The organism is Novosphingobium sp. SG919, from assembly GCF_012932495.1.
GTDB classification, from domain to species: domain Bacteria; phylum Pseudomonadota; class Alphaproteobacteria; order Sphingomonadales; family Sphingomonadaceae; genus Novosphingobium; species Novosphingobium rhizosphaerae.
This window is the reverse complement of the sequence record NZ_JABCNG010000006.1, coordinates 151,648-176,789: the sequence shown is the minus strand read 5'-3', so window position 1 is coordinate 176,789 and position 25,142 is coordinate 151,648. Positions and strand designations below refer to the sequence as shown.

Below are 25,142 nucleotides of genomic sequence, written 5' to 3'. Positions count from 1 at the left end.
CGCGCCGCCAAGTGCCAAGGGCGCGCGCGTGTCTGACAGCCTGATCCTCGAAGTCGCCAATGTCGAAACCGATGTCCTGACCGGGATCTATTCGGAGGAGACCGGCCGTCCGCAGCCCTTGCGGATTTCCATCCGGGCGTGGCTCAACCCGCAGGATCGCTACACGGCCGATTGTCCACTCAACGCCAGCAAGAACTACATGGACCTCAAGCACGCCGCCAGCGACGGTTTGCCCAAAGATGTGCATTTCCAACTGATCGAATCGGTTGCAGACCATATCTGTGAAACCTTGTTCGTTCAGGATGCGCGCGTGAAGCAAGTGGAAGTGAAGATCGTGAAGCTGGCGATCAGCCAGGCTGGTGAAGACATCGGCATGACGCTCACCCGCGCACGGCGCGGATGAGCGGGGACACGAGCGAGGCGCGCCCGCTCGCTCTCGTCACCGGGGGGTGGCGCCGAATCGGGGCCGCGATCGCCCGCAAGCTGGCCAGCGAAGGCTGGGACCTGGCGCTGCACGCGCACCACGTTGCCACGTTCGATCCCGAATTCACCGCGCAATTGCAGTGGCTGGGCGCCGCGGTCTATCCGGTGGCCGGAGACCTGGGCGACAGTGCCTTTCCGGCCGTGATGCTGGCTGACGTGATCGCGCGGGCCGGGCGCGCGCCTTGCCTGCTGGTCAATTGCGCGTCGCTGTTTCAGGACGACACGATCGCGTCGCTCGTGCCCGAAGCGCTCGACCAGCACTTTGGCGTCAATCTGTTTGCCCCGTTGCTGCTGACCCGCGCCTTTGCCCAGGCGCTCGGGGACGGACCTGGGGCGCCGCGCGAGGGCGCGGTCGTCAACATTCTCGACCAGCGGGTGCAGAACCCGGTGCCCGACCAGTTGAGCTACACCCTGTCGAAACAGGCCCTGCATGCGGCGGTGCGCACGCTGGCGCGCGCTCTGGCGCCGGGCATCCGGGTCAACGGCGTGGCGCCTGGCCTGATCCTGCCGACGCAGGACTATGACGCGGCGCAGTGGCAGCGGCTGGAAGAGATCATGCCCCTGAAAAGGCTGCCCGGCGCCGACGAAATTGCCGATGCGGTGCACTATCTGGCGACAGCCCGCGCCGTCACGGGACAAACTCTTTTCGTGGATGCCGGCGCGAGCCTTGAATCCTACCCCCGTGACTTCGTATATCTGGAAAGATGAACGCGCCCGCGCCCCTGGTTGACCGCTTCGCGCGGGCCATAACCTACCTTCGCCTGTCGGTGACCGACCGTTGCGACTTGCGCTGCACCTATTGCATGCCTGAGCGCATGACGTTCCTGCCACGGGCGGAAGTGCTGAGCCTGGAGGAACTCTATCGGCTCAGCCTGCACTTCATCGCGCGCGGAGTGACCAAGTTGCGGCTGACCGGTGGGGAGCCCCTGGTGCGGCGCGACATGGTGGACCTGGTCCGCGCGCTCGGCCGGCACCTGGGCGAGGGCGGCCTTCAGGAACTCACGCTTACCACCAACGGCACGCGCCTTGCCGAATTCGCCGACGATCTGGCGGCGGCGGGCGTGCGGCGCATCAACGTCTCGCTCGATACGCTCGACCGCGCGCGCTTTGCCGCGCTGGCCCGGCGCGACAGCCTGCCCCAGGTGCTCGAAGGGCTGGCGGCTGCGCGTGCAGCGGGCCTCAAAGTCAAGCTCAATGCCGTCGCGCTCAAGGGCGTGAACGAGGATGAACTGCCCGACCTGGTCGCCTGGGCCCACGGGCAGGGGCACGATGTCACGCTGATCGAGGTCATGCCGCTGGGCGATGTGGGCGAGGATCGCATCGATCATTACCTGCCGCTCGACGCCGTGCGCCGCGATCTCGAGCAGCGCTGGACGCTGGTGCCCAACGGGCACAGCAGCGGCGGCCCGGCGCGCTATGTCGACATTGCCGAAACCGGCGGTCGGCTGGGCTTCATCACCCCGCTGACCGGCAATTTCTGCGCCACGTGCAACCGCGTGCGCGTTACTGCCACGGGCCAGCTTTACATGTGCCTGGGCGGGGAAGGGCGCGTCGATCTGCGTGCGGCCTTGCGTTCGCAAGATCCCGATGCCGCGCTGGCCGATGCCTTTGCCCGCGCCATGGGGGAAAAGCAGGAAGCCCACAGCTTCGTCATCGACCGTGCCGGGGCAGCGCCGGCGGTATCGCGCCATATGTCGATGACCGGCGGCTGAGCGCGATGGCCAAGCTGGTATTCCTCGGCCGCCTGGAAGATCGCGCGGGCTGCGCCGAAATGGCTGTGCCCGCCGGGCCCCTGGCGGACATTCTCGCCAGGCTCGATTCGGCCCTGGCGCTGGATTTGCTGGGCGAGCGCGTGCGCTGGGCGCTCAACGGCAGGCTGGTGGGCGAAAGCGAAGCCATGGTCCTGGGCGAGGGCGACGAACTGGCATTCCTGCCGCCGGTGAGCGGGGGGTAGGGCGGCCGGTTTGGGTGCAGGGGCTTCGACAAGCCCGGCCCGAACGGGTTTTTAGGATTACCCCCACCTTCGTTCGCCCTGAGCGTGTCGACGGGCAGTAAGCGACAAGCCCAAGGCTTTAGGCCCTGAAAGCTATTTTCGCAGGGGCAGTTTTTGACAGCGGCCGCCCCAATCCGTATGGGGGCGGCGCTTGCCGGGCCAGCTTGCCCGGCCCCTTAAGCCCACGATCCGCGACGGATTGCCGGCCGCATGCCAAGGAAAGCCCTTTCGATGTCTCAGCCCCAGGTGGAAGTCGCCACGCTTGAACCCACGGCCGCAGCCACGGTGGAAACCGTGCTCACCGTCCGGCACTGGGACGAGCGCCTGTTCAGCTTCACCATCACCCGCCCGGCTTCGTTCCGCTTCCGCTCGGGCGAATTCGTGATGATCGGCCTGCAGGGTGACAATGGCCGCCCGCTGCTGCGCGCCTATTCGGTGGCGAGCCCGGCCTGGGCCGAGGAACTGGAATTCCTCTCGATCAAGGTGCCCGATGGCCCGCTGACCTCGCGCCTCCAGAAGATCCAGCCCGGCGACCAGATCTACCTCGGCAAGAAGCCCACCGGCACGCTCGTCACCGATGCGCTGCTGCCGGGCAAGCGGCTGTTCATGCTGTCCACCGGCACCGGCCTTGCGCCGTTCCTGTCGCTGGCGCGCGATCCCGATGTCTATGAATACTACGAGCAGGTGATCGTGGTGCATTCGGTGCGCAAGGTCAGCGAACTGGCGTTCCACGAGGAACTGTCGAGCGGCTTTGCCGAGGATCCGCTGGTGGGCGAGCAGGCTGCGCAGCAGTTGCACTATGTGCCCACCGTCACGCGTGAGCCATTCAAGAACAACGTGCGCATCGACAAGCTGATCGAAAGCGGCGCGCTGTTCGAGGGCATTCCGGGCGAGGCCAGGCTCGATCCGGCCACCGACCGCGTCATGCTGTGCGGCTCGATGGAAATGATCAAGGATTTCGCCGCCCTGCTCGAAGGCCTGGGCTTTGTCGAAGGCTCCAATGCCAAGCCTGGCGACTTCGTTATCGAACGCGCGTTCGTCGGCTGATGGCATGACGGCAGACGTTCGTCTGACCGATGCGGCATTCGACCCCGCCGCGCTGCTTTCCGCCTTTACCGGGCGGTTTGGCAGCGCGGGCGGGGTCGTCAGCTTTCTGGGCCAGGTACGCGGCGGTGAAGGCGTGGAAGCGCTGGAACTGCGCCATTATGCGCCGCTGACCTTGCCCGGCATGGAAGCGCTGGCCGAAACCGCGCTGGCCCGATGGCATCTTGAAGGGCTGCTGGTGATCCACCGCCACGGGGTGATGGCACCCAGTGATCCGATCGTGATGGTCGCCGCCGCCGCACGGCATCGCCGTGATGCCTTTGCCGCCACCGATTTCGTGATGGATCACCTCAAAAGCGACAGCTGGTTCTGGAAGCGGGAAAAGACCGCAGCCGGCTGGCGCTGGATCGAACCGCGCGACGAGGACTTTGCCGACCGCGCGCGCTGGTGATTCAACCCTTGATGCGGGCCAGCACGGCATCCTGCTGCGCCACCCGTGCCGCCACCGCATCGCGCGCGGCGACAATCGTCTCGGCATCGGGGCCGGGCTGGTCCACCGCGGTGATTTCGGCCTTGGTGGCCATCTGGTCCAGATCGGCCAGCGCGATGGCGGTTTCACTGCGCGCCGATTCGAGCCGCGCCAGCGCCACCTGCGCCAGGTTCCAGGTTTCGCCGCCACTTGCCGTGCCCTGCGCGCGGGCAACGGCGCGCGTGGCCTCGGGCACCAGGGCGGCAAAGCGGCTGTCGGCCTCGCGTGCGCGCCCTTCGATGGCCGCCAGGCGCTGGGGCAGGCTGGCATCGGTGGGAAGCGGTGCCGGGTTGGCCGGGGCCGGATTGGCAGGGGCGGCCTGGGCCTGGCCAAAGGCCCGTTCCGCCGGGCGAATCGCCAGCGAGGGAAAGCGCCCCCGATCGGGTGAGCAGGCGCCCAGCAACAGCGCCGGGGCAGCGATCGCCCCGAACATGCAAAGCCGTTGCAGGGTGGTGAAGCGATTGGACAGGCAGGCCATGGCGGTGCCATAGCATGGTTACCGGTATTCGCCAGTGCCGGCAGGGCGCCATTGCGGATTTCCCGGCGCTGTGGCGTTGACATGCTGGCACGGTTGGACTATCCGCGCCGCTCTTTCCGGGGCTTCGCATCATTGCGGGGAACCGGCACATTGCCCGCTGTCCGCGATTCGGAATTGGCCGATCGGGGTGCTTGGTGGGCCAGGCATTTGAAACGGATAGCAGAACCATGTTCGCAATTGTGCGCACGGGCGGCAAGCAGTATCGGGTGGCCGCCGGAGACAAGATCGCGGTGGAAAAGCTGGCTGGTGAAGCCGGTGAAACCATCACCCTCGGTGACGTCCTGCTGGCTGGCAAGGATGGCGAACTGGCCGATGCTTCGGCCATTACCGTCTCGGCGGAAATCATCGCCCAGGCCAAGTCGGAAAAGGTCGTGGTGTTCAAGAAGCGCCGCCGTCACAACTATCGCCGCAAGAACGGCCACCGCCAGCAGATGACCCTGCTGCGCATCGTGTCGGTCGCCTGAGCGCCAGTTCGGAGTAAGCAGAGATGGCACATAAGAAAGCAGGCGGTTCGTCGCGCAACGGTCGCGACTCGCAGTCCAAGCGCCTTGGCGTGAAGAAGTTCGGCGGCCAGGAAGTGGTCGGCGGCAACATCATCATCCGCCAGCGCGGCACCCGCGTGTACCCCGGCGCCAACGTTGGCCTGGGCAAGGACCACACCCTGTTTGCGCTTGCTAACGGCCGCGTGCGTTTCCACGCCGGCAAGCTTGGCCGCAAGTACGTGTCGGTGGACCTGATGGCGCAAGCTGCCGAGTAATCGGATGGTCATGCCAAGGGCCATCCTGTTGGGATGGCCCCGCCGGTTTCGCGCCGGCTGAACGAGGGAGAGGGGCCTGCCCCATCTCCCTTTTTCTTTGTCTCCCTCATCCGCAACCGCGCCATTTGCCTCGAAAACCGAAGCACTTGGCGCACCACGCAATATCCTTGTCACCGGAAAGTGCATAAGCATCCGGCGAAAGGGAGCGGTTGACTGGAGACTACCGATGTTCATTCGCAGCGAGCGGCTGTTCCTGCGGCCCGGCTGGCCGGAAGACTGGGCCGAACTGTTTGGCCTGATCGACGATGAAGCCGTCGTGCGCCATCTGGTGCGCGTGCCTTGGCCCTATCATCCCGATGATGCCCGTGCCTATGCCGCACGGGCGCAGAGCGGGCTGTACCCGCATTTCTTCGTCACTTTGCCCGGTGCGGAAGGTGCACAGCTGATCGGCTGCGTCGGCCTGATGCCCGACGATCATGACCCCAACGGGCCACCCCGGCTGGGCTATTGGATCGCGCGGGCGCATTGGGGGCGGGGGTTTGCAACCGAAGCGGCGCGCGCCGTGTTGGCCCTTGCCGCCACGCTCGGCCATCGTCGCGTGGCCGCGCGCCATTTCCTCGACAATCCGGCATCGGGTCGCGTCCTGGCCAAGCTCGGCTTTCGGTCCACCGGGGAAATCCGCCCGGGTGCCAGCCCCGCGCGTGAAGGCGTGGCGCCCACGCTCGGCTACGCGCTCGATCTTGATCCGCCGGGCAATTGCGACGGGGATTGCCGTTCGATGGTGCCCGTGCCCCGCGCCGCTTGAGGCCCGCGGCAACGCGCGCGGGGGCAGCAGTGCCGGTCAGGCCGGCGGTTCTGCCTCCACCGCGTTGCGCGCGGCGCGTTCCTGCTCGAAACGCAAGCAATCCAGGATCTTGGCCCCTGCCATGAACACCGCGCAGGTCGTCGCCAGGAACAGCAGCTTGCCACCAAAGCCGGGAAACCGCGTGAGATAGGCCTGTCCGCGCTCCACGGCGCCCAGCGCCAGGGCATAGATCACCGCAAACGCCTCGAAGCGGTTCTTGATCATGAAGAGGCGGCCGATCTTGCGGAGCATGTCCTGTCCTTGTCCCCTTTCGCGGGTGGTCTCCACCCCCGGGGCTGGCATCCCCGGGGCGGCTTGCGATCCCTACAGGCTGTCGCAACCTTCGTGCCAATCCAATGTTTCCGGGCGCATTAAACCTTAATGCGCCCTTCATTGTAAAGGGGGGCGACAATCCAGGGACAGGACAGCAACGCGCGTGGCCTCAGGCCAGTTCCTTGGTCGGGAAAGTTCGGCCTTCAGGCCAGTTCGCCCAGGTCCAGCGCATCGAGCAACGCGTTGCGGGCCGCCACGACCGTTGCCGCCAGCGCCGGCTGGCCCAGATCGGCCGCGTCGATCTGCTCGGGCCAGTGCGTGGCGACGACATGCTCCAGCCGTTCGATTCGCGCGGTATCGAGCAGGAAGCGTGGATCGACCGTGGCCGGATCGGCCACCACGCGCAGGCGCAGGCAGGCCGGCCCGCCGCCATTGGCCATGGATTGGCGCACGTCCACCGGCAGGACCTGGCGAATCGGTCCATTGCCGGCGAGCATGGTATCCAGCCAGCCGCGGACCGAGGGCGTTTCCCAGGCTTCCAGCGGAATCACCAGCGCCATTTCCCCGCTGGGCAGGGTGAGCAACTGGGCGTTGAACAAGTAAGAGCGAATCGCGTCGGCCAGGCTGACCGCGCTGGCAGGAACGACCACGATCTCGGCCTCGGGCAGGCGCGCGCGAATCGCGGCATAAGTGCCTTCGGGATCGGCAAAGGCCTGTTCGTGGGTGAACAGCACGCGCTCGTTCGCCACGGCCACAACGTCGTTGTGAAACGCGCCGGCCGCGATGGCTTCGGGGGCCTGTTCCACAAACAGGCAACGGGCCGGATCGAGCCCGTGGACGCGCGCGACGGCGCGGCTGGCCTGTTCGTGCTGGCGCGCGGGAAAGGCGCCACCGGGGCGGCCATAGACGAAGATTTCCAGGCCCGGCGCATCATGGCTGGTGGCCATGCGCATGTGGTTGGCCGCGCCTTCGTCGCCAAAACAGGGCGGCACGGCATCGTGCACGGCAAAGTGCGCGCTGCTGGCAAAGGCCAGGCGCAACTGGCGCACGGTGTCGGGCCATTCCTGCGCGCGGTGGGGCATGGTGACGAGGTTGGCGGCCGAGAGATGGCAGCGCCCGTCGGCGGTATCGGCTGCGGGGCTGACCGTGGCGGCATTGGCCGTCCACATCGCGCTGGCCGACCAGGCGGCGGCGCGCAGCCGGCGCTCGGCCTCGTCGGCAGGCTCGCGGTCCGTCAGGCCCAATTGGGCCAGAAACGCCGGGTTGGGGCGGGGCAGGGGTACAAACAGGCCCTGCGCCAGTCCCAGGCCCAGGTTGTGCCGCATCTTGCCCAGGCCCTGCAGTGCCGCCGCGCGCGGGTAGGACACTTGACCCGCGTGACTGGCCGAAGCGAGGTTGCCCAAGCTCAGCCCGGCATAGTTGTGGCTGGGGCCGACCAGGCCGTCGAAGTTGATTTCCACCGTTGCCATCTGCTTGTTTCCGTCCTTCAGCGGTCCACATGCCACACCGTGTCGCCGGGCCGCACATCGAGCGCAGCAGCGGCAACCGGATCGAGGATCAGGCCTTCTGGCCCATCGGTCACTTCCCCCAGGGTGCAGCGAAATTCGGCGAGGCGCCCGGTGGCGACCAATGCCTGGCGGGCGGGGCCATGCCCTTCGGGCGCGGCCACCTGCGCGAGCGTGGCAGCGCGCACCCCGGCGATGGAGTGCACCTGGTCGGTCCGCGCGCTCAGCGTGGGGCCACCATCGAAAATGTCGACATAGCCTTCATAGGCAAAGCCTTCGGCCTCCAGCATGCGCATGGCGGGGCGGCCGTTGGGGTGGGGCATGCCGATCACGCTGCGCGCGCTTTCCGGCAGCATCGCCACGTAGACGGGATGCTTGGGCATCAGGTCGGCAATGAACTGGTTGCCGTTCAAGGCATTGAAATGGTCGGCATCCTGAAAGCCCATGCCGAAGAATTTGCCGCCCACCGCGTCCCAGAACGCCGATCCGCCGCGCTCGTCGATCACGCCGCGCAGTTCGGCGAGGATGCGCGGGCCGAATCGGGCGCGGTGCATGGCGATGAACAGATAACGGCTGCGCGCCAGCAGCAACCCCAGCCCGCCCGCGCGCTCGCCTGGGTGCAGGAACAGGCCGCCCACTTCGCTCGATCCTTCCAGGTCGGTGACCAGATGGAGCATCTCGGCGCGGAACGTGCGGTCCAGTTCCTTGGAATGCTGGGTCAGCGTGGTGAGGCGATAGGAATAGAACGGCCCGCTGCGCCCGACGCAGGCAAAGATCTGCGCCGTGCCGCGCAGATCGCCGGTGGCCACGTTTTCCAGCACCATGACGAACAGTTCGTCGCCCGGCCCATCGGGCAGGCGCTCGCGCGGCTCGGCAAAGGCGGCGGCGGCGCGTTCCAGCTTGGCGCGCAGCGAGGCGCGGTCGGCCGGCAAGTTGGTAAAGCCGCTGCCGCCTAGCTTGGCCATTTCATACATGGCTTCAAGGTCGGTGGGCCGCGCGGCGCGAATACGGAACGTCATCGTTTCATTCCCCGCCCGAGAGACGATGGAGCACCAGCGCCGAGAGCGCCGCGCGCTCGGCCAGCGAGGGCACGATCAGGAACTCCTGCGGCGAATGGATCGATCCGCCACGCACGCCCATGGTATCGACCACCGGTACGCCCAAAGCGGCGATGTTGTTGCCATCGCACACGCCGCCGGTGTCTTTCCAGCCGATGGTCTGGCCCAGCGCGGCGCCGCACGTCCGCACCAGATGGAACAGGGCCTGGGCTGGCGGGGTGAGCGGCTTGGGCGGGCGGCTGATCCCGCCATGGACGTGGATGGCCACCCCGTGCAGGCGCTCCACTTCGGTCACGGCCTGGCCCAGGGCCACGGCAAAGCCTTGCGCATCCTCGGTACTGGCGGGGCGGATGTTCCAGCGCAGCACGGCCTTGTCGGGCACCACGTTGTTGGCGCTGCCCCCGTCGATCCGCGCGGGGTTCACCGAAAGACCGGCGCGGTGCAGTGCCTTGAGGCGAAGGGCAAGGTCTGCCGCGGCCACGATGGCGTTGCGGCCATCGTCCGGGTTGCGCCCGGCGTGGGCGGATCGGCCGGTGATCACGGCGGAATAGTTGCCGCTGCCCGCGCGCGCGCCGGCCAGGGTGCCATCGGGCAGGGCCGAAGGTTCATAAGTCAGCGCCGCCGCCTTGCCCGCTGCCAGCCGTGCGATCAGCGGGGCGGAGGACAGGCTGCCGGTTTCCTCGTCGGCATTGATCATCACGTCGTAGCCGACTTGCGCCGCAGCCGGGCTGCGCTCGAAGGCGAGGAGGGCGGCCAGCATGACGGCAATGCCACCTTTCATGTCGGCCACGCCGGGCCCATTGAGCGTCACTTCGTCAAGCCAGGTGGCCGTCTGGAACGGATCGCTGGCTGGGAACACCGTGTCCATATGCCCCGTCAGCAGATAGCGCCGCGGCGCATCTGGCCGCACGCGCACCACCAGATGCGCGCCATGGTCCAGAAGGCCCAAGGTGCCATCCGGCCCCACGGTTTCCACCGGGGCCGGCGGTTCCAGCTGCACCGTGCCGGGTAGAACCGAAAAGGCATCGGCCAGGAGGCCGGCCTGCGCGGCCAGCCCGGACAAGTTGCGGGTGCCCGTGTTGATCGCGCTCCACGCCAGGACCTGGGACAGCAGGGCGGCGCCCTCGATCGGGGCAAGCAGGGCCTGTTCGGAGCCTGAAAGTTCGCGGGCGGAAAACTGTTGCATCGGAAACCACGCCTAGCGGTTCCCGCGGCCGGGGTGAACCCCCTGCCTAAGCCGCAGCGAATGGAACCCGGTTGCCAAGCCGAAGCGAATCGGGCAAAACAAGGGCGTTCCTCCCCAGGTTCAATAGGCAGGTCGGCAGGGTTTCGGTATCGACACGATACGGAGCCACGAGCCGGTCTTGCCGTGCCCGTTTTGACGACAAAGGCAGATGACCATGGGTGAGTTTACCGAAATTGCCGACTTGCGCCCCCGCACCACGCGCGCCGGGTTGCATGTGGATGCCGCGCTGGCGGCCTTCCTGGAAAGCGACGTGCTGGCGCCCCTGGCGCTTGACGTGGGCGCGTTCTGGACGGGCTTTGCCGCGCTGGTGGCCCGGTTTGCCCCGGTCAATCGCGCGCTGCTCGACACGCGTGACACGATCCAGGCCGCGATTGATGCCTGGCATCTGGCCCGGGCCGGCCAGCCGCATGATCCGGCCGCCTATCGCGCCTTGCTGGAAGAAATCGGCTATATCGTGGCCGAGCCGGCGCCCTTTGCCGTGGGCACGCAAGGCGTCGATGCCGAGATTGCCACGATGGCCGGCCCCCAACTGGTCGTGCCCGTGCTCAACGATCGCTTCCTGCTCAATGCCGCCAATGCGCGCTGGGGCAGCCTTTACGATGCGTGGTACGGCACCGATGCGCTCGATGCCGCGCCGGCGCTGCCCGGCGGCTATGACCCGGCGCGCGGCGCGGCGGTGATTGCGGCCGGGCGCGCGTTCCTTGATGCCGCGCTGCCCTTGGCGGGCGGATCGTGGGGCGATTGGGATGGGCAGGGCGTGCCCGCGCTGGCCGATCCGGCGCAGTGGGTCGGCCACAAGCCGGGCGGACTGCTGTTCGTGCATAACGGGTTGCACATCGAACTGGTGATCGATCGCGCACACCCCGTGGGCGCCACCGACCAGGCCGGCCTCGCCGACATCGTGCTGGAAGCGGCGCTGACCACGATCGTCGATCTGGAGGATTCGATCGCGGCGGTGGATGCGGAAGACAAGCTGGTGGCCTATCGCCACTGGCTGGGCCTGATGCGCGGGGACCTGACGGCCCATTTCGCCAAGGGCGGCAAGACGCTGAGCCGCTCGCTCGAGCCCGACCGCGCCTGGACCGCGCCCGATGGCTCCGCCTTCACGTTGCCCGGGCGCAGCCTGCTGTTCGTGCGCAATGTCGGCCACCTGATGACCAACCCGGCGATCCTGTTGGCCGATGGTGCCGAGATTCCCGAAGGCATCATGGACGCGGTGATCACCTCGGCCATCGCCATGCACGACGTGATGCAGAAGGGCCGCTATCGCAACAGCCGCGAGGGATCGATCTACATCGTCAAGCCCAAGATGCATGGGCCCGAGGAAGTGGCCTTTACCAACGACTTGTTCGATGCGGTGGAAGACCTGCTGTGCCTGCCGCGCCATACCATCAAGGTGGGCGTGATGGACGAGGAGCGTCGCACCAGCGCCAACCTGGCCGCCTGCATCGCGGCGGTGAAGGACCGCGTGGTGTTCATCAACACCGGCTTCCTCGATCGCACGGGCGATGAAATCCACACCTCGATGCAGGCCGGACCGATGATCCGCAAGGGTGCGATGAAGCAATCGGGCTGGATCGCCGCCTATGAAGCGCGCAACGTGGGGATCGGTCTGGCGTGCGGGCTTTCGGGCAAGGCGCAGATCGGCAAGGGCATGTGGGCCGCGCCCGATCGCATGCGTGCGATGGTGGCCGAAAAGATCGCCCATCCGCAAACCGGTGCCAACACCGCCTGGGTCCCGTCGCCCACCGCGGCCACGCTTCACGCCACCCATTACCACCAGGTGGACGTGTTCGGCCTGAGGCCCGAGATCGCCGCGCGGCCGGTGCCATCGCTCGATGCTCTGCTGGCCATTCCGCTGGCCGAAGGGACGAACTGGTCGGAAGCGGATATCCGCGCCGAGCTGGACAACAATGCGCAAGGCCTGCTGGGCTACGTCGTGCGTTGGATCGACCAGGGCGTGGGCTGTTCCAAGGTGCCCGATCTGGATGACGTGGGCCTGATGGAAGACCGCGCCACCTTGCGCATTTCCAGCCAACATCTGGCCAACTGGCTGCTGCATGGGGTGTGCACGCGCGCGCAGGTGATGGATGCGTTGCAGCGCATGGCCGCCAAGGTGGATGCGCAGAATGCCGGCGATCCGGCCTATGAACCGATGGCCGACAACTGGGAAACCAGCTTTGCGTTCCGCGCCGCTTGCGACCTGGTGTTCCAGGGTGTGAGTCAGCCCAGCGGCTATACCGAGCCGCTGCTCCACGCCTGGCGCCGGCGCAAGAAGGCGGCGGCCTTGGTGGCAGAACCTGCCTGAACGATCGGCGGGGCGGGGTGTTCTGGCGCGCCGCCCCGCTTGCCCCGCAGCGCGCTTGTTGCCATGGCGGTTCCAGTCGCTTTTTCCGATGACATGGAACCTGGAAAGACAATGCTGCAACTGATCGAGGCCAATTGGCCGTTGGTGGCTGGCGCCGTGGCGCTGCTGCTGGTGGTGGCAATCCTGCTGCTGCGCCGCGCCGGCAAGGCGCCCGAGCGCCGCGAATTCAACGATGTGCTGTCTGAAGGGGCCGCGCCTGCGCAGCGCAACACCGCGCTGATCGATGCGCCGCCTGCGGCCGCGATCGTCACGCCTGCGCCGCCACCGGTGGAGCCCGCACCAGTTGCAGAGGGTGACGACCTCACCCGCATCAAGGGCCTTGGCCCCAAACTCAAGACGCTGCTGGCCGGCCTGGGCGTGACGCGGTTCGAGCAGATCGCGGCATGGAGCGACGAAGACGTGGCGCGGATCGACGCGCAATTAGGCGCCTTTGCCGGCCGCCCCACGCGGGACAATTGGGTGGAACAGGCCAAGCTGCTGAGCAGTGGTGACACCGCCGCCTATGAAGACAAGTTCGGGAAGCTGTAACGCTATTCCTGTGCCTGGGGTGCGGCCGGCGCCGCCCCCGTGGCAGGCCGCGCGCCGCAACGGCGGATCAGCGCGCGCACGAGATCGCTGCCAGGCACGCTGATCTTGCCCGCATCGGGCAGCGTGCCCACGAACGGTCCTTCGAACACGTCCGCTGCCGGATTGCCCGCAGGCAAGCTGCCCTGCCAAAGATAGCCCTGCGATCCCGGCACGGCGGTGGCATCCACCGCCAGCCGCACGATGCGCTTGCGCCCCTGCAGGGCGAACAGCGCCTGCGCGCCCACTTCGGCCGGCACATGTCGCGTCACCACCAGCACGCCCTGCCGGCAGGCAAGCGACAGGTCCGGCCCAGCGCCCGGCGCGCCATAGCGCACGCTGTCGCCGCCAGGTGCACCGGCCCAGATCGGCTTCTCGTTGCCGGCCGGCGCTGCGGGCAAAGGTTGGCTTTCGGGCAGCGGCACGCGCACGGCATTGAGCGGGGCTCCGCTATCGAGCGGCGCGGGCGCCTTTTGCGAACAGGCGGCAAGGACAAGCAGGGCGAGCAGCGAAACCGGACGGCGCAAGATCATGGCCTCGGTGCTATCGCGGACCGGCGCGGCAAGCAACCATGTGAGTCCCCCGTCCGACGCCCTGCGGCCGCCACCTCCCCCTGCGTTGCGGAGGGAGGATCAAAGCCCCTCCCGCGTGCGAGAGGGGTTGGGGGAGGGCATGTCACCCTCTCCTTACTTCCCCCACTTCTTTTGAGACTTGCCGTAGCGGGTCTTGCGGGTGCCGGGCTTGCCTTCGTTGCTGCGGCCCACGATGGGCGCCTTGTGCTCGCCTTCGGGCAGGCCGAGTTCGGTCGCTTCCAGGCGGCGGATCTCGTCGCGCAGGCGGCCCGCTTCTTCGAATTCCAAATCGGCGGCGGCATTGCGCATGCGCTTTTCCAGGTCTTCGATGTGGCTGCGCAGGTTGTGGCCGACGAGATTGTTGGTGGTGTCGTCGTCCAGATCCACCAGCACGCCGTCGCGGCTGGCCGTATCGGCGATGATGTCGGCAATCTGGCGCTTGATCGTGGCCGGGGTGATGCCATGTAACTCGTTGTAGGCATTCTGCTTTTCACGGCGGCGATCGGTTTCGGCAATTGCGCGTTCCATGGAGCCGGTCATCCGGTCGGCATAGAGGATCACGCGCCCGTCCACGTTGCGCGCGGCGCGGCCGATGGTCTGGATCAGTGAGGTTTCCGAACGCAGGAAACCTTCCTTGTCCGCGTCGAGAATGCAGACCAGCCCGCATTCGGGAATGTCGAGCCCCTCGCGCAGCAGGTTGATCCCCACCAGCACGTCATAGACGCCCAGGCGCAAGTCGCGGATCAGTTCGATGCGCTCCAGCGTCTCCACGTCGGAGTGCATGTAGCGCACGCGCAGGCCCGCTTCGTGCATGAACTCGGTCAGGTCCTCGGCCATGCGCTTGGTCAGCGTGGTAACCAGGGTGCGATAGCCGTTCTGTGCGGTGAGGCGGCATTCGTTGATGCAGTCCTGTACCTGGTCTTCGACCGGGCGGATCAGCACCGGCGGATCGATCAGGCCGGTGGGGCGGATCACCTGCTCGGCAAAGACGCCACCCGATTGCTCCATCTCCCAATTGCCTGGCGTTGCCGAAACGGCAAACGTCTGCGGGCGCATCGCGTCCCATTCGTTGAAGCGCAGTGGGCGGTTGTCGATGCAACTGGGCAGGCGGAAGCCATATTCGGCCAGCGTCATCTTGCGGCGGTGGTCCCCGCGCGCCATCGCGCCGATCTGCGGCACGGTCTGGTGGCTTTCGTCGACGAACAGCAGGGCATTGTCGGGCAGGTATTCGAACAGGGTCGGCGGCGGTTCTCCCGGCAGGCGGCCGGTGAGGAAGCGCGAATAGTTTTCGATCCCCGCGCACGATCCGGTGGCGGCCATCATTTCCAGGTCGAAATGGGTGCGCTGCTCCAGCCGCTGCGCTTCCAGCAGCTTGCCCTCGGCCTGAAGCTCCTTGAGCCGCTCTGCCAGTTCGAACTTGATCGCCTCGCGCGCCTGCATCAGCGTGGGACCGGGCGTGACGTGGTGCGAGTTGGCGTAAACGCGCACTTGTGACAACCGCGTGTCGGCCTTGCCGGTCAGTGGATCGAATTCGGCAATGTCTTCGATTTCGTCGCCGAAAAAGCTGATGCGCCAGGCGGTGTCCTCGTAGTGCGAGGGGAAGATCTCGAGGTTGTCGCCCCGCACGCGGAACGTGCCGCGCTGGAACGCATGGTCGTTGCGCTTGTACTGCAAGGCCACCAGCTTGCGCACGATCTCGCCCTGGTCGACGCTTTCGCCTTTCTTCAGGTCGAACACCATGGCCGAATAGGTTTCGACCGAGCCAATGCCATAGAGGCACGAGACCGAAGCGACGATGATCACGTCATCGCGTTCGAGCAGCGCGCGCGTGGCCGAGTGGCGCATGCGGTCGATCGCCTCGTTCACCGAGCTTTCCTTCTCGATGTATGTGTCCGACCGCGGCACATAGGCTTCGGGCTGGTAATAATCGTAGTACGAGACGAAATATTCCACCGCGTTTTCGGGGAAGAAGCTCTTCATTTCGCCATAGAGCTGCGCCGCCAGGATCTTGTTGGGCGCCAGGATCAGGGCGGGGCGCTGCAATTCCTCGATCACCTTGGCCATGGTGAAGGTCTTGCCCGAGCCGGTGACGCCGAGCAGCACTTGCGTGCGCTCCCCCTCGCGCGCGCTGGCCACGAGATCGGCGATCGCAGTGGGCTGGTCGCCGGCCGGGCTATAGTCCGACACCACCTTGAACGGGCGGCCCGGCTCCAGCTTTTCCGGTCGCTGGGGCTTGTGCGGCACGAAGTTGCCGGATGTGTCGGGCTCTTCCAGCCCCCTGCGGATGATGATTTCGGCCATGGGCAACATATGGGGAACATGGTCGCCAGATGCAATCGGCGGCAAAGCGCCCGATCATGCCATGGCCTTGGCCGACATGGCGTGATAGCGTCTCCCGCCCAATCGGGAGAGTGACGATGATTGCCAAGACCCCATCCGCCTTGCTTGGGCCCGCCCTGCTGGTTGTGGCGCTGTTGCTGCCAGGCTGCAAGAAAGAGCCCACCGTGGTGGCCAAGGATGCCGACGCGGGCGAAGTGGCGGCCAAGGTGGCCGAGGCCGGCGTGAAGTTTCAGCCCGGCGCCTGGACTACGCAGGTCAAGGCGATCGACATCGACATGCCCGGCATGCCCCCCGAAATGGTCGGCAAGATGAAGGAAGCCCTGGGCCGCGCCCGCGCCGAGCGATCCTGCCTGACCAAGGAAAAGGCGGCGCGCCCGGATGGCGATTTCTTTGGGCAGGCAGACAAGACCTGTCGGTACAAGACCTTTGCCATGGCCGACGGCAAGATCGACGGCGTGCTCAATTGTGGGCGCGGCGGCGCGACGCAGACCATCACCCTCAAGGGCACGTACGATGCCCAGCACTTCGCCATGGACATGGACATGACCGGCACCGGCCCGGCCGGCAAGCAGATGCGCATGCACGTGGCCACGCAGTCCACCCACGCGGGCGAATGCACCCCGCAGGAAAAGGCCCAGGCCGAAGCCGACGAGAAGGCGGCGGCGATCTAGGCGTGTTTGCGGTCAACGGCGGTGGGTTTTAAATCCGGCGGTGCCTGCCAGGGGCGCCGCCGTCCCCGAAGCCCGTGGCAAGGCAGTGGCGGCACAGCCATCCTATCTATTTATAGTTAAATAGAAGTAAAAATCTTTACTTCTGAACTTGTACTGCAAGCGCCATTTAAACGGCACAATGCCATTGATCATGACTTGTATTTTATGGGATGATGCCCCGGGGTTGTGAATACGGGGGTCTTCATGATCGGCGAAGTTCTTGCCGTGGTTGATGCGGTGCTGGCGGTGTGCCTGCTGATTTTGATATGCAAAGCTGCCGCATTGCCGCACAGGCGCAGGCGTTCGGGGCGCAAGCGTCCTGAATTGTTGCTCATGGCTGGCTGTGCCACCGTGCTTGGGCTGATTCCGGCCGCCGTGGCCTCGCCCGAGGATCGCCGTCCGATGCCGTTGCGGCTGGAGCGTGCGAAGCCCTGGGTGGACGTGGAAAACGTGGTGACGTTTCCCCAGGCGGGGATCGCCTGTCGCGAGCAGGAGGACCTGCACGCGGTCGTCGCGTTGCGCCAGAGCGGACGCACCACCAAGATGCGGTCCTATCTCGATACCGTCGATGGGGATGGCCCGCGCTGCTACATGCTGTCGGCCCAGCGCCGCTACAAGGTGATCGACGAACACCCCAGCGCCGGTGACACGCCCGAAGCCATGGTGCTGGAAATCGTACCCGCGGGTGTGACGGCTGCCGCCAGTGGCCTGTTCACCCTGGCGCTCGACCGGAGCCAGGTTCGCCTCGCTGCGCCGGGCACTCAATCATAAGCATAAGGCCCGCCCACCTCGATCGCGCGGCGATAGGCGGGTAGGGCCTGGATCTTGTCCAGCCAGGCGATGGTGTGGGGGCGGGTCTGGTCCAGGCCGGCGCGGGCGCGGGCGGCTTCCAGGGGGAAGCTCATCATCACGTCGGCCGCGGTCATGCGCTCGCCCGCGAACCACGGCCGGCTGGCGAGTTCGCGTTCCACGAAATCGAGATGCACGTCGATCAGCGGCTGGATTTTCTTGAGCGCGATCTTGCCCATGATCGGCACGCGCGACAGCACCAGCTTGAGCAGCAGCGGCGGCATCATCGACCCCTCGGCATAGTGCAGGAACATGGTGTAACGCAGCGCGTCGTCCTCGTCTTCAGGTGCACCGAGCCAGCCGCCGGCCTTGGCCACCAGGTATTCCACGATGGCGCCGCTTTCGGCCAGCACGCGGCCCTCGTCCTCGATCACCGGCGATTTGCCCAGCGGATGCACCGCGCGCAGCTCGGGCGGGGCGAACATGGTCTTGGCGTCACGCTCGTAGCGACGCAGCGCATAGGGCAGGCCCAGCTCTTCCAGCAGCCATAGCACGCGTTGCGAGCGGGAATTGTTGAGATGGTGGACGATGATCATGACGCCTCCTTGGGCAATTGGCGGGACGGCTGTCGGCCGCCCCTTGCCTGCCGTATCCATGCAGTTTACACTGTAAACATAGCGAGGCGGCAAGGCGGTGTAAACAAGCGTGAATGAACCCCAGGGACTGCGCCAACGGCTGCTGGACGAAGCGATCGCCGCGCTCGACCATGGCGCAGGCGAACCCAGCCTGCGCGCGCTGGCACGCCAACTCGGCGTTTCGGCCATGGCCTCCTATCGCCATTTCCCCAGCAAGGCCGCCCTGCTTGGCGCCGTGGTGGCAGAAGGCTTTGCCCGGCTGGAGACCGCGTTGCGCGCGGCGGACCAATCCGCGCCGGGTGCCGAGGCGCTGATGGCCCAGGGTCTGGCCTACGTGGATTTCGCCATGGCCCAGCCGGGCCTGTTCCGCCTGATGTTCGGGCTGGCCGGGCGTGATGGTGGCGCGGCATCGCGCGACCACGCCTATGGCGTGCTGACCGCGCGGATCACCGCGCTGCTGCCCCGGCCGGCGCCTGGTGCGGCGCTTGCCTGTTGGGCGCTGGTCCACGGGCTGGCCACGCTGCAACTCGATCGCGGCGGGGCCCTCTCGCGCCAAGATCTGCGCCAGGCCCTTGCCGTGGTGATGCACGGCCTGGCGGCCGGCTGACGATCGGCCTCGCCGCATCGGCCGATGAATGCGGCAGAGTGCGGTTTGTGACATGAATTTGAAACAATCCCGTCTTTGTGGCGTTCATCTCCGGCATGAGATAGCTCTTGGCCGGTGACACATATGGCTTCGCATCCTTCTTCCACGCCCCGCACTGCCTGGGAAACGCTCGAGACGCTCGGGGCTGCCCTGGCGCGTCGGCGCGCGCTGGCCTTTGCGCCGCGGCCGCAAGGGGTGCGCGGACCGGCCTGGCCGCGCCTGCTGGGTGAACTGGCAACGCCGATCGATCACTGGCAGGCCGCCCGCGCCGATTTGGCTGCGCCGCCGCCGCCCGCGCCGCATTCGCGCCCGGTCATGCTGTTGCCCGGCTTCGGCACCCATCCGGTGCGGATGAAGCCTTTGGCCGCCGCGCTGGAAAGTGCCGGGCACCGGGTAAGCGACTGGGGCCTGGGGTTCAATTTCGGATCCAGCGAGGATCGGTTTGCCCGCTTGGCAGAGCGCGTGGAAACCATGGCCCGCCGCGAAGGCGAGCCCCTCGTTCTGGTGGGATGGAGCCTGGGCGGGCTGTTTGCCCGTCAGCTGGCCAAGACCTGCCCGGATGACGTTGCCCTGGTGATCACGATGGGTACGCCCTTTTCGGGGGATCGGCGTGCCAACAATGCCTGGCGCGCATATCAGGTCGTGGCTGGGCACAGTGTGGATGAAGCGCCGATGGCGCAAGACCTGGCGACCAAGCCCCCAGTGCCCACGATCGCGTTGTGGAGCCCGCGCGATGGCATCGTGGCACCGCGCAGTGCGGCCGGGTGGCCGGGCGAGCGTGACCTGGCCGTGCCGCTGCGAGTCACCCACCTGGGTTTTGCCGCCCATCCGCAAGTCGCACGCACGCTCGTCGACCTCGTCGCGCGCCACTGACCGGGTGGCGCGGGGTTTTCCTGCCAGTAAACGGACGAAAACTGACGCGAACCAGCGCGGCGCGGATGCTGCCACGCCAAATCGCCCGGTGCAAGGCCCTGCGCCACGATCGAACCAATTGTTTCGCACGCGCAGCATCGGCGCTTGCGGCGGTGCGAATCGTGTGCAAGCAATGTGTCAGACGGGAGGTTCTGCATGACCAATTCCTCGCTCTCGTCCTATGACGAGATGCTTGACGCCGACGGCTTCACGCGCCCTGCCTATGCCGGGTACTGCGAGTGGCTGAAACAACAGCCACCAGAATTGCTGCGGCGGAAATCGGGCGAAGCCGAAGCCTTTTTCCGCAAGACCGGGATCACTTTCAACGTATATGGCAACGAGGACGCCGAAGAGCGCCTCATCCCTTTCGACATGGTTCCCCGCATCATCAACGCCGCGCAATGGCGGCGCCTGTCGCGCGGGATCGAGCAGCGGGTGCGCGCACTCAACGCTTTCCTTCACGATCTCTATCACCGCCAGGAAATCGTTCGGGCTGGCCGCCTGCCCGAACGCGTGCTCAAGGCCAACAAGGCCTTCCTGCCGCAGATGGCCGGGTTCACGCCGCCTGGCGGCGTTTACACCCACATCGTCGGCATCGACCTCGTCCGCACGGGCGAAGAGGATTTCATGGTGCTCGAAGACAATGCACGCACGCCATCGGGCGTATCGTACATGCTCGAAAACCGCGAAACCATGATGGCCATGTTCCCCGAACTGTTCACCAAGGTGCGGGTGCGCGAGGTTTCGGACTATCCTCGCCGCCTGGCGCGCAGCCTGGCCGCCTGCGCCCCGCCGGCCGCCAACGGGCACAAGCCGGTGGTGGCGGTGCTCACCCCCGGCACGTTCAACAGCGCCTATTACGAGCACGCATTCCTGGCCGACCAGATGGGCGCCGAACTGGTCGAAGGCAGCGACCTGAAAGTGGAAAACGGCCGCGTCGCCATGCGCACCACGCGCGGCTGGGAAGCGATCGACGTGCTCTATCGCCGGGTAGACGACGATTACCTCGATCCGCTGACCTTCAAGCCGGAAAGCGTGCTGGGCGTTTCGGGCATCATGGACGTCTATCGCGCCGGCGGCATCACCATCGCCAACGCGCCGGGCACCGGCATTGCCGATGACAAGGCGATCTACAGCTTCATGCCCGAGATCGTCGAATTCTACACCGGTGAAAAGCCGATCCTGGCCAACGTGCCGACCTGGCGCTGCGCCGAAAGCGATTCGCTGGCCTATGTGATGGACAACCTGGCCGATCTGGTGGTCAAGGAAGTCCATGGCTCGGGCGGCTACGGCATGCTGATTGGGCCCACCTCGTCGCGGCGGGAAATCGCGATGTTCGCAGAAAAGCTGCGCGCCAACCCCGAAAATTACATCGCGCAGCCCACGCTTTCGCTCTCCACCGTGCCGATCTTCACCAAGGCGGGGCTGGCCCCGCGCCATGTGGACTTGCGCCCCTTCGTGCTGGTTTCGCCCCAGGGGATCGACATCACGCCCGGCGGGCTCACCCGCGTGGCGCTCAAGAAGGGATCGCTGGTGGTCAATTCGTCGCAAGGGGGCGGCACCAAGGACAGCTGGGTGCTGGACGATTGAGGCGGAAGGGAAAACGATAAAATGCTTGGACGTTCCGCCAATGGTATCTTCTGGCTGTTCCGCTATCTCGAACGCGCGGAAAACACCGCGCGGCTGGTGGAGGCCGGCTTTCGCATGGCGCTCACCCGCGATGCCGCCGATGCCAGCGACGAATGGCGCTCGGTCGTCGTCACGCTGGGGCTGCAGGGCGCCTACCAGGCCAAGTTCGGCAGCGACTATGCCGGCAGCAACGTGTTCAACTTCATCCTGCGCGATCGCGATAATCCCGGCAATGTGCTGAGCATGGTGGAACAGGCGCGCCATAATGCGCGCATGGTCCGCACCGGCATCACCCGCGAGGTGTGGGAAGCGGTCAACGAAAGCTGGATGGTCCTGAAAGAGGAACTGGCCCGCACCGTGACCGAAACCCGGCTGGGCGGCGTGCTCGACCTGGTCCGCCGCCAGTCCACCCTGGTGCGCGGGGCGATGGAAGGCACGATGTTGCGCAACGACATCTATTACTTCGCCCGCGCCGGCAGTTTCATCGAACGGGCCGATAACACCGCCCGCCTGCTCGATGTGAAGTATTACGTGCTGCTGCCCTCGGTTTCCTATGTGGGGTCCAGCCTGGACAACGTGCAGTGGGACAACGTGCTGCGCGCCGTGGCCGGGGATCGTGCCTATCGCTGGCTGAATGCCGGGCGGATGGAGGCACGGGGCATTGCCGAATTCCTGATGCTCGACGGGCGTTTCCCGCGCAGCCTGGCGTTCTGCTATGCCCAGTTGCGCGACTATCTCGATCGGCTCTCCGATGAATATGGCGATCGGCTGGAAACGCACGAGATCGTCGCGCGCACCCACCAGCAGCTCAAGCACCAGACCATCGACGCGGTGTTCGAACAGGGCCTGCACCAGGTGATCGGCCAGTTCATCGCCGCCAACAACCACCTCGCGCAGCAGATCCAGCGCGATTACCGCTTCACCGAATAAGGAAAGGGGAAAGGCCAGCCCATGCGCCTCGCGATCAGCCACACCACGCGCTACACCTTTTCCACGCCGGTCGCCCACGGGCTGCAGCGCCTGCGCCTCACCCCGCTGGCCTGCCGGGGGCAAACCACCGAATTCTGGGAGATCGAGCTCGAGGGCGCGCAGCCCGAAGTCAGCTATGACGACGAGAACGGCAACCGCGTTACCCTGATCTCGTTCGTGCCGGGCGCGCGCGAAGTGGTCATCCGCAGCCAGGGCGTGGTCCAGACGTCTGACACGGCGGGCGTCCTGGGCAAGCAGCCGGGCTATCTGCCATTGTGGCACTTTACCGAACAGACCGCGCTGACCCGCGGTGGCGCGCGGCTTCAAGCGCTGGTCGATGCCTTGCCGGTGGAATCGGAAGATACATTGGCCCGTCTCCACGCGCTCTGCGCTCTGGTGCGCGAGGCAGTGGCCTATGAACCGGGCCATACGGACGTTGCCACCACCGCCGAACAAGTGCTCGCCGCCGGGCGCGGCGTGTGCCAGGATCAGGCCCACGTCTTCATTGGTGCGGCGCGGCTGCTGGGTATTCCGGCCCGCTATGCCAGCGGCTATCTGATGATGGACGATCGGGTGGAGCAGGATGCCGGCCATGCCTGGGCGCAGGCCCATGTGCCGGGGCTGGGCTGGGTGGGCTTTGACGTGGCCAATGCGATCTGCCCCGATGCGCGCTATGTGCATCTGGCCACCGGGGCCGATTATACCGCATGCGCGCCGATCACCGGCATTCGCTATGGCGCGCGCGACGAGGCGATGCACGTCAGCCTTGCCGTTGAACAGCAGCGTATGGAACAATAAGAAGCGCCCGGATTCGCCGCAGGCCCCGTGTTGGGCCGGCGGCAAGGATCGTTGGCGTATGGCAAAGGGGAACCGGCCTGGCACATGCCCGGCCGGACGGGGACGGACAATGACCTATTGCGTGGGGATGATGCTCGACAAGGGGCTTGTCCTGATGAGCGACACCCGCACCAACTCGGGCGTGGACAACATTTCGGTGTTCCGCAAGAGCTTCACCTGGTCGGTGCCGGGCGAACGGGTCATCACGATCATGACCGCGGGAAACCTGGCGACCACCCAGTCGGTGATCAGCCAGTTGGAAGAGCGCAACAAGGCGCCCAGCGAGCGCCGTCCTTCCATCCTGGAAGAACCGACGATGTTCCAGGTTGCCACCCACGTTGGCAATCTGCTGCGCAAGGTGATCGAAGGGCGCCAGTCCGGCCCGGTGCAGGGCGAGGGCGCGCGGTTCACCGCCACGATGATCGTGGCGGGCCAGATCAAGGACATGGAACCACGCCTGTTCATGGTCTACCCCGAAGGCAATTTCATCGAGGCCAATTTCGACACGCCGTTTTTCCAGATCGGTGAAACCAAGTATGGCCGGCCGATCCTGCTGCGCGGCTATGACAAGGGCATGGATTTCGAACAGGCGGTCAAGCTGCTGATGGTTTCGTTCGATTCCACGATCGCGGCCAACCTGTCGGTGGGCCTGCCGTTCGACCTGACCGTGATCGAGCGCGATCGCTTCGAGCCGCTGCACCAGCGCCGCATCCGCGCCGACGATCCTTATTTCAACGCGATCTCCTCAAGCTGGAGCGAGGCGCTGCGCAACGCGTTTCACCAGTTGCCCGATTATCGTTTCGATTGAGGGCAAAATCGCGCTCATAGTAAATATACGTAGCAGATTTACTATGAGAGATCGCGTATGTGTCGATCAAAGGCCGGCAGGCATGCTTCGCAAGACTTGACTCATGTGCTTGCGGCAAATTGTCGGCATGGGACAGGAATCGACACATATTGATGAACTTCGACTGAATAATCGGCTCCGCTTCGGAGCCGAAATCCCTAAGGAATATGGGACGGTAATCCTCCCCAGTCCTAAGGGAAGCGTTCAGAACGAAGCATTCGCGCATGGCGCGAACACGCCCGAGGGTGGTTACTTCGGCCCCATGGTCGAACGTGTCACACTCCACATCCTCGATAGCGACTCTGCCCGCAGGGCACAGCTCGCTCGCCTCGCTTTTGCCGCCGGGCATCATGCCGAGATATACGGCAGCACCGACGAGCTGTTGGCCCACGCGCCCAGCACGGGTCTGCTGCTCGCACATGACGATCCGCCGGGAGAGGCGGTGCCCGCGCTGATCGGCGCGATGATGCGGGCTGGGCACTGGCTGCCGGTGATCGCCATCGGCGATGCGCCCGATACCTGGGCGGTGGTGCGCACGATCAAGGCGGGGGCGCTGGATTACCTGGCCATTCCCAGCCAGATCGCCCCGCTCAACGAAGCCATCGCCCGCGCCGCGCACGAGGCCGAAACCCACCGCGTGCAACGCGCCCGCGCCGCCGAAGCACGCCAGCGCATCGCCCGCCTCTCGCTGCGCGAACGCGAAGTGCTCGATCGCCTGGCCGAAGGGTGCAGCAACAAGGCAATCGCCCGTGACCTCGATATCAGCCCGCGCACCGTGGAAATCCACCGCATGAAAATGATGGGCAAGCTGGGCGCCCGCCACGCCGCCGAAGCCGTGCGCCTGCGCATCGAGGCAACGGGCCTGGGCGAAGTGGCCTGACGCCATCACCGACACACGACATCGGCCATTAGGGGGAGGCCTTCAGGAAGGCGGGAGGCGGGATCCTCCCGCCTTTCTGCATTCCGGCAGACCCGCCAAGATCCTCCCCCACACCGTGGGGGAGGTGGCAGCCCGCAGGGCTGGCGGAGGGGGTGTGCGCGGGAAAGCCTATCG

General features: G+C 66.2%; 29 protein-coding genes. 20 read left to right on the top strand and 9 right to left on the bottom strand.

Annotated elements, in window-relative coordinates; all coding sequences use genetic code 11:
- The first annotated feature begins 28 nt into the window (after window positions 1–28).
- From FHT19_RS20960 to FHT19_RS20935, 6 genes are all read left to right on the top strand, one after another.
- The gene (locus FHT19_RS20960) at window positions 29–403 is read left to right on the top strand and encodes a dihydroneopterin aldolase (RefSeq protein ID WP_168556391.1); all 375 of its coding nucleotides are present in this window, start codon (window positions 29–31) and stop codon (window positions 401–403) included.
- A complete protein-coding gene (locus FHT19_RS20955) occupies window positions 400–1,191 on the top strand; it encodes an SDR family oxidoreductase (protein WP_168556392.1) in 792 nt (263 codons plus the stop codon). Before FHT19_RS20960 ends, FHT19_RS20955 begins: the two co-directional genes overlap by 4 nt.
- Window positions 1,188–2,195: a GTP 3',8-cyclase MoaA gene (moaA, locus tag FHT19_RS20950; protein ID WP_168556393.1), complete on the top strand. Its 1,008-nt coding sequence runs from the start codon at window positions 1,188–1,190 to the stop codon at window positions 2,193–2,195. The genes FHT19_RS20955 and moaA overlap by 4 nt, the downstream gene beginning before the upstream one ends.
- Before the next feature lie 5 nt (window positions 2,196–2,200).
- On the top strand, window positions 2,201–2,437 hold the full coding sequence (locus FHT19_RS20945) for a MoaD/ThiS family protein (protein ID WP_168556394.1): 237 nt from the start codon (window positions 2,201–2,203) through the stop codon (window positions 2,435–2,437).
- Window positions 2,438–2,707: 270 nt separating this feature from the next.
- Complete coding sequence (locus tag FHT19_RS20940; RefSeq protein WP_168556395.1) at window positions 2,708–3,523, top strand: ferredoxin--NADP reductase; 816 nt, start codon at window positions 2,708–2,710, stop codon at window positions 3,521–3,523.
- A 4-nt stretch (window positions 3,524–3,527) separates the two neighbouring features.
- Window positions 3,528–3,971, top strand: coding sequence for a molybdenum cofactor biosynthesis protein MoaE (locus tag FHT19_RS20935; protein ID WP_169476669.1), 444 nt, complete (start codon window positions 3,528–3,530; stop codon window positions 3,969–3,971).
- Between the two features lies 1 nt (window position 3,972).
- On the opposite strand, the gene FHT19_RS20930 is transcribed toward FHT19_RS20935, so the two are convergent.
- Window positions 3,973–4,527 carry a hypothetical protein gene (locus FHT19_RS20930; RefSeq protein ID WP_169476667.1) on the bottom strand — a complete coding sequence of 185 codons (555 nt, stop codon included), beginning with the start codon at window positions 4,525–4,527 and terminating at the stop codon, window positions 3,973–3,975.
- Between the two features lie 227 nt (window positions 4,528–4,754).
- Between FHT19_RS20930 and rplU the strand changes: the two genes are divergently transcribed.
- The 3 genes from rplU (at window position 4,755) to FHT19_RS20915 (ending at window position 6,149) form a co-directional block, all read left to right on the top strand.
- The gene (gene rplU, locus FHT19_RS20925; RefSeq protein ID WP_022678098.1) at window positions 4,755–5,051 is read left to right on the top strand and encodes a 50S ribosomal protein L21; all 297 of its coding nucleotides are present in this window, start codon (window positions 4,755–4,757) and stop codon (window positions 5,049–5,051) included.
- 23 nt (window positions 5,052–5,074) lie between these two features.
- Window positions 5,075–5,344, top strand: coding sequence for a 50S ribosomal protein L27 (gene rpmA, locus FHT19_RS20920; protein ID WP_110761659.1), 270 nt, complete (start codon window positions 5,075–5,077; stop codon window positions 5,342–5,344).
- A gap of 226 nt (window positions 5,345–5,570) precedes the next feature.
- Complete coding sequence (locus FHT19_RS20915; protein WP_169476665.1) at window positions 5,571–6,149, top strand: GNAT family protein; 579 nt, start codon at window positions 5,571–5,573, stop codon at window positions 6,147–6,149.
- A gap of 36 nt (window positions 6,150–6,185) precedes the next feature.
- Here FHT19_RS20915 and FHT19_RS20910 read toward each other — a convergent pair whose 3' ends face one another.
- The 4 genes from FHT19_RS20910 to FHT19_RS20895 form a co-directional block, all read right to left on the bottom strand.
- Entirely contained in the window at window positions 6,186–6,440 is a 255-nt protein-coding gene (locus FHT19_RS20910) for a hypothetical protein (RefSeq protein WP_168556399.1), read from the bottom strand.
- Between the two features lie 224 nt (window positions 6,441–6,664).
- Window positions 6,665–7,930 carry an N-succinylarginine dihydrolase gene (locus FHT19_RS20905; RefSeq protein WP_169476664.1) on the bottom strand — a complete coding sequence of 422 codons (1,266 nt, stop codon included), beginning with the start codon at window positions 7,928–7,930 and terminating at the stop codon, window positions 6,665–6,667.
- A 17-nt stretch (window positions 7,931–7,947) separates the two neighbouring features.
- Window positions 7,948–8,985: an arginine N-succinyltransferase gene (locus FHT19_RS20900; protein ID WP_169476662.1), complete on the bottom strand. Its 1,038-nt coding sequence runs from the start codon at window positions 8,983–8,985 to the stop codon at window positions 7,948–7,950.
- 4 nt (window positions 8,986–8,989) lie between these two features.
- Window positions 8,990–10,210, bottom strand: a complete 1,221-nt coding sequence (locus FHT19_RS20895; RefSeq protein WP_169476660.1) for a hydrolase — start codon at window positions 10,208–10,210, stop codon at window positions 8,990–8,992.
- A gap of 214 nt (window positions 10,211–10,424) precedes the next feature.
- Between FHT19_RS20895 and FHT19_RS20890 the strand changes: the two genes are divergently transcribed.
- On the top strand, window positions 10,425–12,578 hold the full coding sequence (locus FHT19_RS20890; protein WP_169476658.1) for a malate synthase G: 2,154 nt from the start codon (window positions 10,425–10,427) through the stop codon (window positions 12,576–12,578).
- A 111-nt stretch (window positions 12,579–12,689) separates the two neighbouring features.
- A complete protein-coding gene (locus tag FHT19_RS20885) occupies window positions 12,690–13,166 on the top strand; it encodes a hypothetical protein (protein WP_169476847.1) in 477 nt (158 codons plus the stop codon).
- A 2-nt stretch (window positions 13,167–13,168) separates the two neighbouring features.
- Here the strand turns inward: FHT19_RS20885 and FHT19_RS20880 are convergent, their stop codons facing one another.
- Both FHT19_RS20880 and uvrB read right to left on the bottom strand, forming a co-directional pair.
- Complete coding sequence (locus FHT19_RS20880; protein ID WP_169476657.1) at window positions 13,169–13,735, bottom strand: hypothetical protein; 567 nt, start codon at window positions 13,733–13,735, stop codon at window positions 13,169–13,171.
- Between the two features lie 153 nt (window positions 13,736–13,888).
- Window positions 13,889–16,075, bottom strand: coding sequence for an excinuclease ABC subunit UvrB (gene uvrB / locus FHT19_RS20875; RefSeq protein ID WP_168556406.1), 2,187 nt, complete (start codon window positions 16,073–16,075; stop codon window positions 13,889–13,891).
- Between the two features lie 116 nt (window positions 16,076–16,191).
- Between uvrB and FHT19_RS20870 the strand changes: the two genes are divergently transcribed.
- Entirely contained in the window at window positions 16,192–16,785 is a 594-nt protein-coding gene (locus tag FHT19_RS20870) for a DUF3617 domain-containing protein (protein ID WP_168556407.1), read from the top strand.
- Window positions 16,786–16,973: 188 nt separating this feature from the next.
- On the opposite strand, the gene FHT19_RS20865 is transcribed toward FHT19_RS20870, so the two are convergent.
- A complete protein-coding gene (locus FHT19_RS20865; RefSeq protein WP_169476656.1) occupies window positions 16,974–17,159 on the bottom strand; it encodes a hypothetical protein in 186 nt (61 codons plus the stop codon).
- Between FHT19_RS20865 and FHT19_RS20860 the strand changes: the two genes are divergently transcribed.
- Complete coding sequence (locus FHT19_RS20860) at window positions 17,158–17,595, top strand: hypothetical protein (protein ID WP_169476654.1); 438 nt, start codon at window positions 17,158–17,160, stop codon at window positions 17,593–17,595. The genes FHT19_RS20865 and FHT19_RS20860 overlap by 2 nt on opposite strands.
- On the opposite strand, the gene FHT19_RS20855 is transcribed toward FHT19_RS20860, so the two are convergent.
- Window positions 17,586–18,209 (bottom strand): glutathione S-transferase, encoded by a 624-nt coding sequence (locus FHT19_RS20855; protein WP_169476652.1) that lies wholly within the window; start codon window positions 18,207–18,209, stop codon window positions 17,586–17,588. The genes FHT19_RS20860 and FHT19_RS20855 overlap by 10 nt on opposite strands.
- Before the next feature lie 109 nt (window positions 18,210–18,318).
- Here FHT19_RS20855 and FHT19_RS20850 point away from each other — a divergent pair, with 109 nt between their 5' ends.
- From FHT19_RS20850 to FHT19_RS20820, 7 genes are all read left to right on the top strand, one after another.
- Window positions 18,319–18,855, top strand: a complete 537-nt coding sequence (locus FHT19_RS20850; protein ID WP_169476651.1) for a TetR/AcrR family transcriptional regulator — start codon at window positions 18,319–18,321, stop codon at window positions 18,853–18,855.
- Between the two features lie 123 nt (window positions 18,856–18,978).
- Window positions 18,979–19,767 (top strand): alpha/beta hydrolase, encoded by a 789-nt coding sequence (locus FHT19_RS20845; protein ID WP_169476650.1) that lies wholly within the window; start codon window positions 18,979–18,981, stop codon window positions 19,765–19,767.
- A 195-nt stretch (window positions 19,768–19,962) separates the two neighbouring features.
- Window positions 19,963–21,396 (top strand): circularly permuted type 2 ATP-grasp protein, encoded by a 1,434-nt coding sequence (locus FHT19_RS20840; RefSeq protein ID WP_169476648.1) that lies wholly within the window; start codon window positions 19,963–19,965, stop codon window positions 21,394–21,396.
- Between the two features lie 21 nt (window positions 21,397–21,417).
- Window positions 21,418–22,365: an alpha-E domain-containing protein gene (locus FHT19_RS20835; RefSeq protein ID WP_169476647.1), complete on the top strand. Its 948-nt coding sequence runs from the start codon at window positions 21,418–21,420 to the stop codon at window positions 22,363–22,365.
- A 21-nt stretch (window positions 22,366–22,386) separates the two neighbouring features.
- Entirely contained in the window at window positions 22,387–23,202 is an 816-nt protein-coding gene (locus tag FHT19_RS20830; protein ID WP_169476646.1) for a transglutaminase family protein, read from the top strand.
- 109 nt (window positions 23,203–23,311) lie between these two features.
- Complete coding sequence (locus FHT19_RS20825; protein ID WP_168556414.1) at window positions 23,312–24,049, top strand: proteasome-type protease; 738 nt, start codon at window positions 23,312–23,314, stop codon at window positions 24,047–24,049.
- A gap of 301 nt (window positions 24,050–24,350) precedes the next feature.
- Window positions 24,351–24,968, top strand: coding sequence for a LuxR C-terminal-related transcriptional regulator (locus tag FHT19_RS20820; protein ID WP_168556415.1), 618 nt, complete (start codon window positions 24,351–24,353; stop codon window positions 24,966–24,968).
- Window positions 24,969–25,142 lie beyond the last annotated feature (174 nt).

Excerpts from the sequence above, each read along its gene's own strand:
- FHT19_RS20955 (WP_168556392.1), top strand. The coding sequence starts at position 400 with ATGAGCGGGGACACGAGCGAGGCGCGCCCGCTCGCTCTCGTCACCGGG.
- moaA (WP_168556393.1), top strand. The coding sequence starts at position 1,188 with ATGAACGCGCCCGCGCCCCTGGTTGACCGCTTCGCGCGGGCCATAACC.
- FHT19_RS20945 (WP_168556394.1), top strand. The coding sequence starts at position 2,201 with ATGGCCAAGCTGGTATTCCTCGGCCGCCTGGAAGATCGCGCGGGCTGC.
- FHT19_RS20940 (WP_168556395.1), top strand. The coding sequence starts at position 2,708 with ATGTCTCAGCCCCAGGTGGAAGTCGCCACGCTTGAACCCACGGCCGCA.
- FHT19_RS20935 (WP_169476669.1), top strand. The coding sequence starts at position 3,528 with ATGACGGCAGACGTTCGTCTGACCGATGCGGCATTCGACCCCGCCGCG.
- FHT19_RS20930 (WP_169476667.1), bottom strand. The coding sequence starts at position 4,527 with ATGGCCTGCCTGTCCAATCGCTTCACCACCCTGCAACGGCTTTGCATG.
- rplU (WP_022678098.1), top strand. The coding sequence starts at position 4,755 with ATGTTCGCAATTGTGCGCACGGGCGGCAAGCAGTATCGGGTGGCCGCC.
- rpmA (WP_110761659.1), top strand. The coding sequence starts at position 5,075 with ATGGCACATAAGAAAGCAGGCGGTTCGTCGCGCAACGGTCGCGACTCG.
- FHT19_RS20915 (WP_169476665.1), top strand. The coding sequence starts at position 5,571 with ATGTTCATTCGCAGCGAGCGGCTGTTCCTGCGGCCCGGCTGGCCGGAA.
- FHT19_RS20910 (WP_168556399.1), bottom strand. The coding sequence starts at position 6,440 with ATGCTCCGCAAGATCGGCCGCCTCTTCATGATCAAGAACCGCTTCGAG.
- FHT19_RS20905 (WP_169476664.1), bottom strand. The coding sequence starts at position 7,930 with ATGGCAACGGTGGAAATCAACTTCGACGGCCTGGTCGGCCCCAGCCAC.
- FHT19_RS20900 (WP_169476662.1), bottom strand. The coding sequence starts at position 8,985 with ATGACGTTCCGTATTCGCGCCGCGCGGCCCACCGACCTTGAAGCCATG.
- FHT19_RS20895 (WP_169476660.1), bottom strand. The coding sequence starts at position 10,210 with ATGCAACAGTTTTCCGCCCGCGAACTTTCAGGCTCCGAACAGGCCCTG.
- FHT19_RS20890 (WP_169476658.1), top strand. The coding sequence starts at position 10,425 with ATGGGTGAGTTTACCGAAATTGCCGACTTGCGCCCCCGCACCACGCGC.
- FHT19_RS20885 (WP_169476847.1), top strand. The coding sequence starts at position 12,690 with ATGCTGCAACTGATCGAGGCCAATTGGCCGTTGGTGGCTGGCGCCGTG.
- FHT19_RS20880 (WP_169476657.1), bottom strand. The coding sequence starts at position 13,735 with ATGATCTTGCGCCGTCCGGTTTCGCTGCTCGCCCTGCTTGTCCTTGCC.
- uvrB (WP_168556406.1), bottom strand. The coding sequence starts at position 16,075 with ATGGCCGAAATCATCATCCGCAGGGGGCTGGAAGAGCCCGACACATCC.
- FHT19_RS20870 (WP_168556407.1), top strand. The coding sequence starts at position 16,192 with ATGATTGCCAAGACCCCATCCGCCTTGCTTGGGCCCGCCCTGCTGGTT.
- FHT19_RS20860 (WP_169476654.1), top strand. The coding sequence starts at position 17,158 with ATGGCTGGCTGTGCCACCGTGCTTGGGCTGATTCCGGCCGCCGTGGCC.
- FHT19_RS20865 (WP_169476656.1), bottom strand. The coding sequence starts at position 17,159 with ATGAGCAACAATTCAGGACGCTTGCGCCCCGAACGCCTGCGCCTGTGC.
- FHT19_RS20855 (WP_169476652.1), bottom strand. The coding sequence starts at position 18,209 with ATGATCATCGTCCACCATCTCAACAATTCCCGCTCGCAACGCGTGCTA.
- FHT19_RS20845 (WP_169476650.1), top strand. The coding sequence starts at position 18,979 with ATGGCTTCGCATCCTTCTTCCACGCCCCGCACTGCCTGGGAAACGCTC.
- FHT19_RS20840 (WP_169476648.1), top strand. The coding sequence starts at position 19,963 with ATGACCAATTCCTCGCTCTCGTCCTATGACGAGATGCTTGACGCCGAC.
- FHT19_RS20835 (WP_169476647.1), top strand. The coding sequence starts at position 21,418 with ATGCTTGGACGTTCCGCCAATGGTATCTTCTGGCTGTTCCGCTATCTC.
- FHT19_RS20830 (WP_169476646.1), top strand. The coding sequence starts at position 22,387 with ATGCGCCTCGCGATCAGCCACACCACGCGCTACACCTTTTCCACGCCG.
- FHT19_RS20825 (WP_168556414.1), top strand. The coding sequence starts at position 23,312 with ATGACCTATTGCGTGGGGATGATGCTCGACAAGGGGCTTGTCCTGATG.
- FHT19_RS20820 (WP_168556415.1), top strand. The coding sequence starts at position 24,351 with ATGGTCGAACGTGTCACACTCCACATCCTCGATAGCGACTCTGCCCGC.